The sequence below is a fragment of the Massilia genomosp. 1 genome (genome assembly GCF_011682185.1).
In the GTDB taxonomy this organism is placed as follows: domain Bacteria; phylum Pseudomonadota; class Gammaproteobacteria; order Burkholderiales; family Burkholderiaceae_D; genus Telluria_A; species Telluria_A rubra.
Genome location: NZ_WHJF01000022.1, coordinates 30,334 through 44,748 on the forward strand (window position 1 = coordinate 30,334; position 14,415 = coordinate 44,748).

Consider the following 14,415-nt stretch of genomic DNA (forward strand, 5'->3'; position numbering starts at 1 on the left):
GCCGCCGGGATGGCGCAAGGCCCACGGTCCGGCTGGCAGGCGTTGTTACGGCTCAACAGCAACCGAAGCCATGTCCATTTTTTGGCATTGAATGCGGCGGTGGAAGCGGCGCGCGCCGGCGAGCAAGGGCGCGGCTTTGCGGTGGTGCGTCCGAAGTGCGCACCCTGGCGCAGCGCTCGGCCGGCGCGGCCAAGGAAATCAAGGGATTGATCGGCGACTCGGTGGCGCAGGTGAGCAACGGCACGCGCCTGGTGCGGGAAGCCGGCACCACCATCGGCGACGTGGTCGACAGCGTGGCGCGCGTGAGCAACATCATGTCCGAGATCACGGCCGCCAGTAACGAACTGGCGGCATGACAGGCAAGCCATCGTACGAATGCAGATCAAAAACGATACATGCAATACTATAGCGATAAGTATCTTGACTGAAAGTCAGCAAAACCCCTTCTCGAATCGCACGCTCGTGCATTTTTCGTTGCCACAAAACAACATTACGAAATCGAATTAGCTATTTAAAAACGTTAGCTGGAAGTCTTTCTTGCAGAAGATGATAATTGCCGCTCGGAATTATTAACTTCTCAACTGTCAGGAAAACACCATGTTCCCCAACGTACGCATCGGGTCCCGTCTCGCGATCGGTTTCGCCATCGTTCTGGTCCTGTCCATCGTTTCCACCGGCTACGCCATGCTCGCCGCGCGCGCCAATGCCGGTGCCACGGAACGCATGATGGCGCAGCCCCTTGCCAAGGAACGCATGATGTCGGACTGGTACGTGATGACTTACTCGGCCATCGTGCGCACCTCGCTGATCGCACGCAGCAGCGACGAAACCTTGTCGACCACGTTCGCCGTGGCGATCGCCGACAGCGTCAAGCGCAGCACGGAAATCATGAAGCAGATGGAGCCGCTGCTGGACACGGACGACGAAAAGGCGACCATGAAGGCGATCCAGGCCAATCGCGCCGTCTATCAAAAGGCCAAGGAAAGCGTCATGGCCGCCAAAAAGGCCGGCGACAGCGCCACCACCGAACAGGTTTTCAACACCACCTTCCTGCCGGCCGCCAGCGCGTACCAGAACAGCATCCAGGCCATGCTCGCCATGCAGCGCAAGGAGATCGACAATACCGCCCTGCTGATCGAACAAGCCAACACCCGCACCCTGACCTTGCTGCTGGTGCTCGGCACCCTGGCGGTGCTGACCGGCGCCGTATGCGCTTTCCTGATCACGCGCTCGATCACCGTGCCGCTGAAGGCTGCCGTGGCGGTAGCCGGCACGGTCGCCAGCGGCGACCTGACCACGCAATTCGGCCCCGCCTCGCGCGACGAAATCGGCGACCTGATGCGCGCCCTGCACGCCATGAACGACTCGCTCACGCGGGTGGTGTCGGAAGTGCAGAGCGGGACCAACGCAATCGCCATCGGCTCGACCGAAATCGCCGCCGGCAACCTGGACCTGTCGGCGCGCACCGAGCAGCAAGCCAGCTCGCTCGAAGAAACCGCCGCCTCGATGGAAGAACTCACATCCACCGTGCGCCAGAACGCCGACAACGCGCAGCAGGCCAACCAGCTCGCGCTGGCCGCCTCGCAAGTGGCGCGCAAGGGCGGCGCGATTGTCAGCCAGGTGGTCGACACCATGGGCTCGATCGAAGCGTCGTCGCGCAAGATCGTCGACATCATCGGCGTGATCGACAGCATCGCCTTCCAGACCAATATCCTGGCCTTGAATGCGGCAGTGGAAGCGGCGCGCGCCGGCGAGCAGGGTCGCGGCTTTGCGGTGGTGGCGTCCGAAGTGCGCACCCTGGCGCAGCGCTCGGCCGGTGCGGCCAAGGAAATCAAGGGATTGATCGGCGACTCGGTGGCGCAGGTGAGCAACGGCACGCGCCTGGTGCGGGAAGCCGGCACCACCATCGGCGACGTGGTTGACAGCGTGGCGCGCGTGAGCAACATCATGTCCGAGATCACGGCGGCCAGTAACGAACAGCGCGTGGGGATCGACCAGGTCAACGAGGCGATTGCGCAGATGGACCAGGTGACGCAGCAGAACGCGGCGCTGGTGGAGGAAGCGGCGGCGGCGGCCGGCAGCCTGGAAGAACAGGCGGCGCGCCTGGCCGAGGTGGCCGGCGGCTTCAAGCTGGCGTTGGCGCCATCAGCGCGGCAGTTGCGCCATGCGCCGGCGCACACACGCCTGAAACTGGCGGCTTGACCCGCGCGCATGGCGGGTGCCATGAACATACTTTAATGTTGAGTGGAAACAACAATACGACTTGGAATTGCTTCGCAGGAACAATAATCGTGGCCGCATTGACAGCAACAAGAGGATAATTGCCGATCGGCATTATTCATATCCACACCTGTCAGGAAAAACACCATGTTCCCCAACGTCCGCATCGGTTCACGCCTGGCGATCGCTTTTGCGATCGTCCTGGTTCTGTCCATTGTCTCCACGGCCTACGCCATCATTGCGGCGCGCGACAACGCGCGGGCGACGGAACTGATGATGGCCCAGCCTTTGAGCAAGGAGCGCCTGGTGTCGGACTGGTACGTGATGGTGTTTGCGGCGGTCGGGCGCACCGCCCTGATCGCGCGCAGCACCGACGACACCCTCTCGGCCACCTTCGCCGGCACCGTCAGCGAAGGCGTCAAGCGCAGTACGGCGCTGATCAAGCAAATCGAACCGCTGCTCACCAGCGATGAAGAAAAAGCCATGATGAAGTCGATCCAGGCCCTGCGCGCCACCTTCCAGGTAGCCAAGGAACAGGTGATGGCGTCCAAGAAAGCGGGCGACCCGGCCGCCACCGAGCAGCTGTTCAACAGTACCTTTACGCCATCGGCCGCCGCCTACGAGCGCGGCATCCAGGACATGCTGGCGCTGCAGCGCAAAGCCATCGACGACACCGCGCTGTCCATCGACAAGGCCAACACCCGCACCATCGAGCTGCTGCTGGTGCTCGGCACCCTGGCGGTGCTGACCGGCGCCGTATGCGCTTTCCTGATCACGCGCTCGATCACCGTGCCGCTGAAGGCTGCCGTGGCGGTAGCCGGCACGGTCGCCAGCGGCGACCTGACCACGCAATTCGGCCCCGCCTCGCGCGACGAAATCGGCGACCTGATGCGCGCCCTGCACGCCATGAACGACTCGCTCACGCGGGTGGTGTCGGAAGTGCAGAGCGGGACCAACGCAATCGCCATCGGCTCGACCGAAATCGCCGCCGGCAACCTGGACCTGTCGGCGCGCACCGAGCAGCAAGCCAGCTCGCTCGAAGAAACCGCCGCCTCGATGGAAGAACTCACATCCACCGTGCGCCAGAACGCCGACAACGCGCAGCAGGCCAACCAGCTCGCGCTGGCCGCCTCGCAAGTGGCGCGCAAGGGCGGCGCGATTGTCAGCCAGGTGGTCGACACCATGGGCTCGATCGAAGCGTCGTCGCGCAAGATCGTCGACATCATCGGCGTGATCGACAGCATCGCCTTCCAGACCAATATCCTGGCCTTGAATGCGGCAGTGGAAGCGGCGCGCGCCGGCGAGCAGGGTCGCGGCTTTGCGGTGGTGGCGTCCGAAGTGCGCACCCTGGCGCAGCGCTCGGCCGGTGCGGCCAAGGAAATCAAGGGATTGATCGGCGACTCGGTGGCGCAGGTGAGCAACGGCACGCGCCTGGTGCGGGAAGCCGGCACCACCATCGGCGACGTGGTTGACAGCGTGGCGCGCGTGAGCAACATCATGTCCGAGATCACGGCGGCCAGTAACGAACAGCGCGTGGGGATCGACCAGGTCAACGAGGCGATTGCGCAGATGGACCAGGTGACGCAGCAGAACGCGGCGCTGGTGGAGGAAGCGGCGGCGGCGGCCGGCAGCCTGGAAGAACAGGCGGCGCGCCTGGCCGAGGTGGCCGGCGGCTTCAAGCTGGCGGCGACGCCATCAGCGCAAGCGCAGCGGGTGGCCGGCAAGGCGCCGCTGAAGCTGGCAGCTTGACCCGTCGTTCCCGCGCCAAGGCGGCCCTCGGCGCGGGAACGACGGTTTCAAGGATAGAGGATCAATCCTGACTACACCTCACGCCCCCAAGAACATCTCCTGCAAATCATTCAAGAAGCGCTGCCCCAGCTCGGTGGGGCGAATGATCTTGTGATCGCGATAAATCAAGCCCTTGGCCTCGGCCGCATTGAGGGTCTGCTCGATCGCATTGATCCCCATCCCGGTGCGTTCGCCGAACAGGTTCGGTGAAAACCCCTCGGTCAGGCGCAAGGTGTTGAGCATGAATTCGAACCCCATGTCCGCGCGCCCGATTTCGCGCTCTTCCTGCACCGGATTGCCGGCCCGCGCAGCCTCGATGAACGCCTTCGGCTGCTTGTAGCGCGCCTGGCGCAGCACCCTGTGCGGGAACGAGATCTTCGAATGCGCACCCGCGCCAATCCCGAGATAATCGCCGAACTCCCAGTAATTCACATTGTGCTTGGCGCGCCGCCCCGGCTGCGCGTACGCCGACACTTCGTAATGCCCGTATCCCGCCGCCGCCGTCTCCAACGCGATCATGTCCTGCATGTCGGCGCTGGCATCGTCGTCCGGCAGCGCCGGCGGATACTTGGCGAACAGCGTGTTCGGCTCCATCGTCAGGTGGTACAGCGACAAATGCGGCGGCGCGAACAAGAGCGCCGTCTCCAGGTCGAGCCGCGCTTCTTCCAGCGTCTGGGTCGGCAAGGCGTACATCAGGTCCAGGTTGAAGTTGTCGAAGTTGGCATGCGCGATCTCGACTGCCCGCCTGGCCTCGTTGTCGTCATGGATGCGGCCCAGCGCCTTCAAGTGCTTGCCGCTGAAGCTCTGGATGCCGATCGACAGGCGGTTGATGCCGCTGGCCCGGAACGACTTGAATTTCTCCGCTTCGAACGTGCCCGGATTGGCTTCCATCGTCACTTCGGCGTCCACGTCCAGCGGCAGCAAGGTGCGCACGTCCGACATCAGCCGGTCCAGGCCCTTGGCCGACATCAGGCTCGGCGTGCCGCCGCCGATAAAGATGGTGTAGATCTTGCGGCCCCAGATCAGGGGCAGCGACTGCTCCAGGTCGAGCCGCAGCGCGTCGAGGTACGCTTCTTCCGGCAGCTCGCCGCGCGCCTCGTGCGAGTTGAAATCGCAGTAAGGGCACTTCTTCACGCACCACGGATAGTGGATATACAGCGACAGCGGCGGCAGCGCGGCCAGGTTCAAGGCGCCCGGTTGCAGGTATTGCAGGGCACTGGCGGCCGGCGAGCGCGGCGCGGGTCTAATGGCGCTGCCGGCGACTTTGATCGGAATCATTTCAGCTTCTCTACCAGTGCGCGCAGGGCCTGGCCGCGGTGCGACAGCGCATTTTTTTCAAGCGGCGTCAGTTCGGCGGTGCATTTGCCCAGCGAAGCAATCCAGAAGTGCGGATCGTAGCCGAAACCGCCGGCGCCGCGCGCTTCGGCCACGATTTCGCCGTTCCAGCGACCGTCGGCGATGACCGGCTGCGGGTCGTCCGCATGGCGCACATACACCAGCACGCAGTAGTAATAGGCCGATTTGTCGGCGTGGGCGGCCAGGTCGGCGATGAGTTTCTGGTTGTTGCGCGCATCCGACTTCGGCTCGCCGGCAAACCGCGCCGACCATACGCCGGGCGCGCCGCCCAGGGCATTGACGCACACGCCCGAGTCGTCGGCCAGCGCCGGCAAACCGGTCAGGCGCGACGCGTGACGGGCTTTTTCGAGCGCGTTTTCCACAAAGGTAGCGAACGGCTCCTCGGCTTCGGGCACGTCGAATTCGCCCTGCGCGTGCAGGGTGAAGCCTACGGGTGCGAGGATTTCGCCAAACTCCTTGAGTTTGCCGGCGTTATTGGAAGCGAGGATGAGGCGTTGGGTCATAATTGTCTGGTCTGGCCGAGGATGAATGCAAGTGCGTATTTTAGCCTGTGGCGCAGGCGCCGTCGCTTCAGCAGCTTTTAAGGATGTTGCACGATAAACGCTGTACTATACCGGCATCCGAATTTTGACCCTCCCGGTTCGCCGGCGGCGGTAGCGCCGTGCGCCAGCGAATCCATGAATAACTCCTTGAACAATGCAGGTGCGGCCGTGCTCGAAATCGAAAAAGTCGAAGTGAGCTACGGCTCTGACCCTTCGGGGCTGGTGTGGGGCTATCTGTTCGGCGTCACGCCGGAAGCGCTGGCCGTCGATTCGGCGGCGGCGCTGGCCTGGATGCGCGACCACGCGGCCAACAATCCGGCGCAGTTCATCTGGCTGCACTTCAACCTGTCCAACGCGGCCAGCGAAAAGTGGCTGACCACGCACGCCAACCTGGCCGAGGAATTCTACGAAACACTGCACACCGGCTCGCGCTCGACCCGCATCGAACTGGCCGAAGACACCCTGATCGCGGTGGTCAACGATGTGCTGCACAATTTTTCGTTCGAAGAATCCGACATTTCGACCCTGTGGGTGAGCGTGGCGCGCAATGTCGTGGTCAGCGCGCGCCGCAAGCCCTTGCAGTCGATCGAGCGCGTGCGCCAGGCGGTGCGCCAGGGCGAGCCGGTACGTTCCTCGGTCGAACTGCTGATCCACCTGCTGCGCGACCAGGCCGACGTGCTGGTGAAAATCGTGCGCGACGCCGTCGAACGGGTCGACGACATCGAAGACAAGCTGCTGGCCGACCGCCCGACCGCCAGGCGCGAAGACCTGGGCGCCATGCGGCGCGTGCTGGTGCGCCTGCAACGCCTGCTGGCGCCCGAGCCGGCCGCCCTCTTTCGCCTGCTGCAACGCCCGCCCTCGTGGATGGCCGACCTGGACACCCAGGAGCTGCGCGAAGCGACCGAGGAATTCTCGGTGGTGCTGAGCGATATGTCGTCGCTGCAGGAACGCATCAAGCTGCTGCAGGAAGAAATCGCCGCGCGCGTGAGCGAGGAAACCGGCCGCAGCCTGTTTATTTTGACGATCGTGACGGTGCTGGCGCTGCCGATCAATATCATCGCCGGCATGCTGGGCATGAACGTGGGCGGCATTCCGCTGTCGCACCACCCGGCCGGTTTCTGGATTATCGCCGGGATCATCGCGACATTTACGGTGGTGGCGGGCTGGCTGGTCACACGTGCGGCGCGGCGCCTGCGTTAGCCACTATGATGGTGTTTTAATCAACACACCGGAGGACGCCATGAGCAAACACGAAGCGGCCAGCGCCACCCTGATCGCGGGCGCGCTGCAAGCGACACTGGAACAGCATTTTACCTATCGCGGCATGTGCGACGCCTCGGCCGCCGCCGCGCTCGGGGATGAGCTGTTCGTGGTCGCCAACGACGAACGCAACGAGCTCAAGATCTACCAGCGCGGCGTGGCCGATGCGGTGCAGGTACTCGACCTGTCGGACTTTTTGGGCACCAAGAAGAACAAGGAATCGGACCTGGAAGGCGCGGCCGCCATCGGCCAGCGGATTTACTGGATTACCTCGCATGGCCGCAACAAGAAGGGCGAGGTGCAGGAGCGCCGCTACCGCTTTTTTGCGACCGGGGCGGGCAAGGGCGAGGCGCTTCTGGAACCGGTCGGCCAGGCCTACGGCGGACTGCTGGACGACATGATCGCCGCCGCGCACCTGAAAAAATATCCGATCGCGCAGGCTGCCGGGTTGATGCCTGAATCGGCTGGCGCTTTCAATATCGAAGGCCTGGCAGCCACGCCGGAAGGGGCGCTGCTGATCGGGATGCGCAATCCCGCGCCGCAGGGCAAGGCGCTGGTGGTGCCCTTGCTCAATCCCGAGAAGGTGGTTGAAGGCGAGCGGGGCGAGTTCGGCGAGGCGATTGAACTCGATCTGGGCGGGCTGGCGATTCGCAGCATGGAGCTGGTGGGACTGGCGTACATGATCGTGGCGGGACCGCCGGCCGATCATGGGGAGTTTGCCTTGTATCGCTGGTCGGGCAAGGCGGGGGACGCGCCCGAGCAGCTGGTGCACGAGGATTTTGACGATGTGCGGCCGGAGGCGCTGTTTGCCATTCCCGGAACCCGCAAGGTGCAGATCCTGAGCGACGATGGCGGGCCGCACGTGAAGGAGATGGCGGAGGAGGAGCAGACGTTCAGGAGTATTACTGTAGTGCTTTAACAGCGTTACCCTGTCATTCCCGCCTTCGCGGGAATGACGGTTTTTGAGGTAGCGGGGAACGCTTACAGTCCAGGCACCATCTGGCCGCAGCTTACAAGCCGAGGCTTTTCTTCTGCAAGGCGATAATGTCCGCAATCCCCGCCTGCGCCAGGTCCAGCAAACGGTTCATCCCGGCGCGGTCGAACGCGGCGCCTTCGGCCGTGCCCTGGACTTCGATGAAGTGCCCCGCTTCGGTCATCACCACGTTCATATCGGTGTCGCAGCCCGAATCTTCCACGTAATCGAGATCCAGCACCGGCATCCCCTTGACCACGCCGACCGAAATGGCCGCCACAAAACTCTTCACCGGCACCGCCGCGATCGCGCCGCTGGCCACCAGTTTGCTGAACGCGTCATACGCCGCCACCATGGCGCCGGTAATCGACGCCGTGCGCGTGCCGCCATCGGCCTGGATCACATCGCAATCGAGGTTCAGGGTACGCTCGCCGAACGCTTCCAGGTCGAACGCCGCGCGCAGCGAGCGGCCGATCAGGCGCTGGATCTCCTGCGTGCGCCCGCTTTGCTTGCCGCGCGCCGCTTCGCGGTCCATGCGCGTGTGGGTCGAACGCGGCAGCATGCCGTATTCGGCCGTCAGCCAGCCCTGCCCTTTGCCCTTCAAAAAGCCCGGCACCTTCTCTTCGATGCTGGCCGTGCAAATGACCTTGGTGTCGCCGCACTCGATCAAGACCGATCCTTCGGCATGCTTGGTGTACTGGCGCGTGAGCACGATGTCGCGCAACTGGTCGACGGCGCGGCCGCTCGGACGTGATTCAAATGTCATGTATTACCTTGTAAAAGCAGGCTTACTTCAAAACCTGGGATGATTTTTCGATGGCGTCGCGGATCTCGGCGATCGCTTTTTCGATTTCGTCGTCGTTGAAGGCGTCGATTTCGAGCGGCTGTTCCGGCTCGGGAGCGCTCAGGATCGTGGTGCTGACCAGGTTCTCGGGCAGCATCATGGTCGAAATGACGGCCGCGCTGCCGTCCGTGTTCACGCCCGCCGTTTCCACTTCGGGCGATCCTTGCCACATGATCGCCAGCGCGGTCGTGTTGTCGCAGGTCTCGCCGCCGATGGTGATCGCGGTGCTGATCATGTCGGGAATGGCGCGCACGATGGTCTGGGTCGAGAGGCGATGGACAATCTCTTCGTCCGGCAGCATCGACCACAAACCGTCGGAGCACAGCATGACCACGTCGCCGGTCAACAGACTGACCTGGCGCGACACTTCGATCTTCGGCAGCGAGGAAGCGCCAATGCAGTTATACAGCTTGTTGCGGTCCGGGTGGGTCGCGCGTTCGGCCGGATCGGCCAGACCCTGGGCGATCAGGTGCTCGATGTGCGAGTGGTCGCGCGTACGGCCCAAAATCTGCCCGCGCCGCAGCCAGTACAGGCGCGAGTCGCCGCAGTGGGCCCAGATCGCCGTGTTGTGCTGGATCAGGCAGGCCACCACCGTGGTGCGCGGCGTGTCGGGCATGTTGTTGGCGATGCGGTAGCGGTGGATTTCATCGTGCGCTTCGAGGAAAGCCTCTTCCAGGAAGCGTTCGGGCTTGCGCACATACGGCGTGGCGTGCTGCTGGAACATGCTCGACATGGTCTGCAGCGTGATGGCCGCGGCCATTTCGCCGCGCAGGTGGCCGCCCATGCCGTCCGCCAGGACCAGCAGCAGCGCGTCGCGCGTGAAGCTGTATCCCATGCGGTCCTGGTTGACCTTGCGGCCGCCGAGCTGGCTTTCCTGATAAACGGAAAATTGCATAGTATTCTTTCTGGATCAGGTGTTTTTATCGTTGACTTTTTTGCGGCCGAAACTACCGAGGCGGTCGACCAGGCCGCGTACCTGGCCGCCGATCTTTTCCAGACCGCGCGGCGCTTCCGGCTTCTTGGGCGGCGGCAGCGCCAGTTCCTTTTGCAGCGCGAACAGGCTTTGCGGACGCGCCAGCGGGTCCATGTCGAGGCAGTTCTTGACCATGCCGATCAAGGCCGGCGAAAAGCTGCCTTCCAGGCGCGCGTAGTAGCCCGGCATCTTGTCTTCGGTCTTGCGCTGGTCGGCCGGCTGCGGCGGCGCGCCGGCCATGCAGGCGAACATGGTCGCGCCGATACTGTAAATATCCGACCACGGCCCCAGCGCCGCCGTTTTCGAGTACAGGTCCGGCGGGGCGAAGCCCGGCGTGTACATGGGCGTCAGTTTGGGGATGTCGGCGTTGATGGTCTGGCGCGCGGCGCCGAAGTCGAGCAGGATCGGCGAGCCGTCGGTGCGCAGGTAGATATTGGCCGGTTTCAGGTCGAGGTGCAGCAGCTTGTTGGCATGCACTTCGCGCAGGCCGCCGCACACGCCCAGGAAAATCTGGCGGATGAACGCTTCCGACAGGCGGCTGCCCTTGCTGCCGAGGCGGGCGATGTGTTCCTGCAGCGAGTGGCCCGATTCGTAGCCCATCACCATGTACACGGTGTCGTTGGCGCGGAAAAAGTTCAGCACGCGCACCACGTTCGGGTGGGAAATCAGCGCAAGCGCCCTTCCCTCCTCGAAAAAGCACTTCAGGCCGATGCGGAACACGGGCAGGTTGGGCGGTGAAATCACCGGAACGAGCTCGCCGGCTTGCCGCAAAGCGAGGGAGCTCGGCAGGTACTCTTTGATGGCGACCGCGTTCCCCTCGGCGTCATAAGCGAGATATACAATACTGAACCCACCGGACGCAATTTTCTTTACAATGCGATATCCGGCAATTTCAAGTCCATCGGGCAGGGGGGCGTTATTTTGTGCAGCCATCAGAGTGTGTTCCTTGCTTAACACGGCGATTGTGTGGATAAATCACGGCTTTGTAAAGAAAAGATAAAAATACCGGGGACTCCATTGAGCATTTCTAGCATGACAGGTTACGCGGTGGCCACCAGCGAAGGCGCGGCGGGCACCCTTACAATTGAAATCAAGAGCGTTAATTCGCGCTTTCTGGACCTGCAGTTCCGCATCAACGACGAGTTGCGCGCGCTCGAACCGGACTTGCGCGCCGCGATCATGGCCGCCATCACGCGCGGCAAGGTCGAGGCACGCCTCTCTTTCGGGCGCAAGGTCGCGGGCGGCTCGCAAGCCCTGAATGCGGCCATGCTGGCCGATCTGGCCCGTTTGCAGGCCGAAGTGACCAAGCATTTCGTATCGGCGCCGCTGATGACGGTGGCCGAGCTGCTGCGTTGGCCCGGTGTGATCGAGGAAGCCCAGGTTGGCCAGGAGTCGCTGCAGGCCGACGTGGCCGCGCTGACCGCCACCACCGTCGCGGCCTTCGTCGACAGCCGCCGGCGCGAAGGCGCGGCGCTCGAAGCGATGCTGGTCTCGCGCATCGATGCGATGGATATCATCGTCAAGCGCATCACGCCATTGATTCCGCAGGTGATCTCGCAGTTCCAGCAAAAGGCCATCGAGCGCATGCAGGATGCACTGGGACTGGCCGGGCATGGCACGCCATCGACCCTCACGCGCCAGGAAGCGTTCGAGCGGATTCGCCAGGAAGTGACCTTGTACGGGATCCGGATCGATGTGTCGGAAGAGTTGTCGCGCTTGTCGGCGCACTTGACCGAGACGCGCCATATCCTCAAAAAGGGCGGGCAGGTCGGCAAGCGGCTCGACTTCATGATGCAGGAACTGAACCGCGAAGCCAATACCCTGGGCGCCAAGGCATCGGTCAAGGAACTGGCCGATGCGTCGATGGAATTGAAGCTGCTGATCGAGCAGATGCGCGAGCAGGTGCAGAATCTGGAGTAGGCCGACAGGCCCGGCGGGCCGCTTCCCTTAGCCTTGTTCCAGCTTGCGCAAGGTCAGGGAAGCGAGCGCGGCAAGCGCACTCAGCGCCGCCGTCGCGAGGAAGGCGGCGTGATAGCCCTGTAGTTGCGCCAGAGCATGAACATCCAGCGAATTCTTTGCCACCGACTGCGCCAGCGTAGAGAGGCCGGCGATGCCCAGCGCGGCGCCAAGCTGGCGTGCGGTATTGAACAGTCCCGACGCCAGGCCGGCATCCTGCGGCGGCACAGCGGCCAGCGCCGTATGGGTTGCCGTCATCAGCATCAGCCCGAGTCCCAGGCCGATCAGCAGTGTAGGCCCGAGCACATCGGCGACGTAACTGGCTTCGAGCGGCAATCCGGCCAGCCAGGTCAAGCCGGCAGCGCTGATCATGCCCCCGAAAAAGGGCAAACGCCGCACGCCGGAATCCATCAAGGGACGCGACACGATCGCCGCGATCGCCAGCGTCATCCCCATCGGCAACAGCGCCAGGCCCGTGTCGAGCGCCTTATAGCCGGCAACCTGCTGCAGCACGATCGAGAGGAAAAAGGTCGACGCGGTCAGGGAAGCGCCCAGGCCAAGCACCACGATATTGCCCATGCGCACGCTCGGCAGCCTGAATATGTCGAGGCGGATCAACGCTTGCGCCGTCCTGGCCTGGATGATCACGAAAGCGAGCAGCAACACTGCCGCTGCAAGCAGTATGGCCTGCACGGTAGGGGAGTCCCAGCCCAGATTGACCGCTTGCGAGATCCCCAGGATCAAGGCGCCCATTCCCAGCGTAATGCTGATGGCGCCCCACACGTCGAGCTTGGGCCGCTGCGTCCCGGCCTTGAGCGGCTGCATGCACAAGGCCACGCCGGCGATCAGGGCCAGTCCGATCGGTACGTTCACGAACATCACCCAGCGCCACCCCATCCCGGCCGTCAATATGCCGCCGATCACGACACCGATGGCGGACGCAACCGCGCTGGACGCCGCCCACAGCGACATCGCCTTGGCCTTCGCCGGGCCGGCCGGATAGACCGCGACGATCACGGCCAGGGTCGAGGTCGCCAGAGCCGAGGCGCCAAAGCCCTGTATCGCGCGCGCCACCAGCAAGATTGTGCCACTGGTCGCCAGGCCGCCCACCAGGCTGGCCAGGGTGAAGATGAGCAGACCTGATTGCAGAACGCGCTTGCGGCCGTACAGATCGCTGGCACGCGCCGCCAGCAGCATGAAGCCGCCCAGGCTGAGTAAATAGGCATCGACCACCCATTGCAGTTGCAGCCTGGAGAGATGCAAATCGGCTTGCATCGAAGGCAAAGCCACATTCACAATGGCGCCGTCCATGACGACCATGAAGGAGGCAACGCAAGCAATGAACACGGCGACCCACAGCGGAATGTGGGGATGAATCAAGGAAGGTGCTGCGACAGCAGACACCGGAGCGGATGCACTCATGAACAACTCCTGTTGGGCTTGGTTTAGAAATAGGGAGGACACCATGTCCTGTCACAGGCAACAGTATTGGACAGCCGCCGCAGACACTGATAACGTTGTTTGGACAAAATATAGTGAGATCCAGCCATGTCAGTGTCAGATGAACAAACCACCGTTCCCGCCAATATCAGCGAGCGTTCCGACGGACCGGCGCTGGTCGCGATCCGGGGTGAGGACAAGGCCGGCAATGAATTCCGTCTCGGCACGCGCGAATACGATTGGCATACCCATGTGCGGGGACAGGTGTTTTGCGTAGAAAGCGGCCTGGTACACATGCGCACCGCCCACGGTTCCTGGTTGTCGCCGCCGAACCGGGCCGGCTGGATACCGCCCGGCGAGGCGCACAAGGTCAGCGTCAACGGCGCGATGAGCGGATGGAGTTTGCTGATCACACCCGAAGCGGCCAGCGAACTGCCCAGGCATCCCTGCGTGATCGGCATCAGCGAACTGATGCGTGCGCTGGTGCGACGCGCGCTCTCCTGGTCCGCCCAGCACACGCTGGAAGCGGAACAGGAGCGCGTGATCGCGGTACTGCTCGACGAGATGCGGCATGCCCCGCATGAAGCGCTGCATTTGCCGATGCCGCAAGACCGGCGCCTGCTGCGCATCACCAGCGCCATTTTCGAACAGCCGAAGGATGAGCGCACGCTCGACGCATGGGCGAGCTGGGCCGGACTGTCGGCGCGCACGCTGAGCCGCCTGTTCCGCTCCGAGACCGGCATCAGTTTCGCCCAGTGGCGCCAGCAAGCCCGCTTGACGCATGCGCTGGAACGCCTGGCGCAGGGCGAAGCGGTGGCCGTGGTGGCCGATGCACTGGGCTATGCCACGCCCAGCAATTTCATCGCGATGTTCCGCCGCAGCTTTGGCGATTCGCCAGCGCGCTATTTTGCGCATCGCGCGGGCTCCACGTTTCGCTGAAGCAGCGGCGGGGCGGGAAAAGCGCCCGCCGCAGGACCAGTCCCGTCAGGCGCTTGCGGTTCCATCTTCAGCGCCTGAACGTCGACCTGTTTGGTAAAATGAACTCTTTGAGTGCGTTTCAGTC

General features: G+C 63.5%; 12 protein-coding genes and 1 pseudogene. 7 read left to right on the top strand and 6 right to left on the bottom strand.

Features of this window, described 5'->3' with window-relative positions; genetic code table 11:
- Nucleotides 1-75 precede the first annotated feature (75 nt).
- The 3 genes and pseudogenes from F1735_RS10730 to F1735_RS10740 all read left to right on the top strand — a co-directional run.
- Nucleotides 76-344 (top strand): annotated as a pseudogene (locus F1735_RS10730) (methyl-accepting chemotaxis protein); the annotation flags it as partial.
- Between the two features lie 253 nt (nt 345-597).
- Entirely contained in the window at nt 598-2,202 is a 1,605-nt protein-coding gene (locus tag F1735_RS10735) for a methyl-accepting chemotaxis protein (RefSeq protein ID WP_167236913.1), read from the top strand.
- A gap of 165 nt (nt 2,203-2,367) precedes the next feature.
- On the top strand, nt 2,368-3,969 hold the full coding sequence (locus F1735_RS10740) for a methyl-accepting chemotaxis protein (RefSeq protein ID WP_167236914.1): 1,602 nt from the start codon (nt 2,368-2,370) through the stop codon (nt 3,967-3,969).
- A gap of 78 nt (nt 3,970-4,047) precedes the next feature.
- On the opposite strand, the gene hemW is transcribed toward F1735_RS10740, so the two are convergent.
- Together hemW and rdgB are read right to left on the bottom strand one after the other, a co-directional pair.
- The gene (hemW, locus tag F1735_RS10745; RefSeq protein WP_167236915.1) at nt 4,048-5,286 is read right to left on the bottom strand and encodes a radical SAM family heme chaperone HemW; all 1,239 of its coding nucleotides are present in this window, start codon (nt 5,284-5,286) and stop codon (nt 4,048-4,050) included.
- Entirely contained in the window at nt 5,283-5,867 is a 585-nt protein-coding gene (gene rdgB, locus F1735_RS10750; protein WP_167236916.1) for an RdgB/HAM1 family non-canonical purine NTP pyrophosphatase, read from the bottom strand. The genes hemW and rdgB overlap by 4 nt, the downstream gene beginning before the upstream one ends.
- A 174-nt stretch (nt 5,868-6,041) precedes the next feature.
- Between rdgB and F1735_RS10755 the strand changes: the two genes are divergently transcribed.
- Entirely contained in the window at nt 6,042-7,106 is a 1,065-nt protein-coding gene (locus tag F1735_RS10755) for a transporter (protein WP_187362678.1), read from the top strand.
- 40 nt (nt 7,107-7,146) lie between these two features.
- On the top strand, nt 7,147-8,085 hold the full coding sequence (locus F1735_RS10760; RefSeq protein ID WP_167236917.1) for a DUF3616 domain-containing protein: 939 nt from the start codon (nt 7,147-7,149) through the stop codon (nt 8,083-8,085).
- Between the two features lie 91 nt (nt 8,086-8,176).
- On the opposite strand, the gene rph is transcribed toward F1735_RS10760, so the two are convergent.
- Genes rph through F1735_RS10775 form a run of 3 tightly spaced genes read right to left on the bottom strand, consistent with a single transcriptional unit; the run spans nt 8,177 to nt 10,889 of the window.
- Complete coding sequence (gene rph, locus F1735_RS10765) at nt 8,177-8,905, bottom strand: ribonuclease PH (protein WP_167236918.1); 729 nt, start codon at nt 8,903-8,905, stop codon at nt 8,177-8,179.
- Nucleotides 8,906-8,927: 22 nt separating this feature from the next.
- On the bottom strand, nt 8,928-9,878 hold the full coding sequence (locus F1735_RS10770) for a PP2C family protein-serine/threonine phosphatase (RefSeq protein ID WP_054264091.1): 951 nt from the start codon (nt 9,876-9,878) through the stop codon (nt 8,928-8,930).
- 15 nt (nt 9,879-9,893) lie between these two features.
- Nucleotides 9,894-10,889 (bottom strand): serine/threonine protein kinase, encoded by a 996-nt coding sequence (locus F1735_RS10775; protein ID WP_167236919.1) that lies wholly within the window; start codon nt 10,887-10,889, stop codon nt 9,894-9,896.
- 99 nt (nt 10,890-10,988) lie between these two features.
- Between F1735_RS10775 and F1735_RS10780 the strand changes: the two genes are divergently transcribed.
- Nucleotides 10,989-11,876, top strand: a complete 888-nt coding sequence (locus tag F1735_RS10780) for a YicC/YloC family endoribonuclease (RefSeq protein WP_167236949.1) — start codon at nt 10,989-10,991, stop codon at nt 11,874-11,876.
- A gap of 27 nt (nt 11,877-11,903) precedes the next feature.
- On the opposite strand, the gene F1735_RS10785 is transcribed toward F1735_RS10780, so the two are convergent.
- Nucleotides 11,904-13,334, bottom strand: coding sequence for an MFS transporter (locus F1735_RS10785; protein ID WP_167236920.1), 1,431 nt, complete (start codon nt 13,332-13,334; stop codon nt 11,904-11,906).
- Between the two features lie 126 nt (nt 13,335-13,460).
- Here F1735_RS10785 and F1735_RS10790 point away from each other — a divergent pair, with 126 nt between their 5' ends.
- Nucleotides 13,461-14,291: an AraC family transcriptional regulator gene (locus F1735_RS10790; RefSeq protein WP_167236921.1), complete on the top strand. Its 831-nt coding sequence runs from the start codon at nt 13,461-13,463 to the stop codon at nt 14,289-14,291.
- Nucleotides 14,292-14,415: the final 124 nt, after the last annotated feature.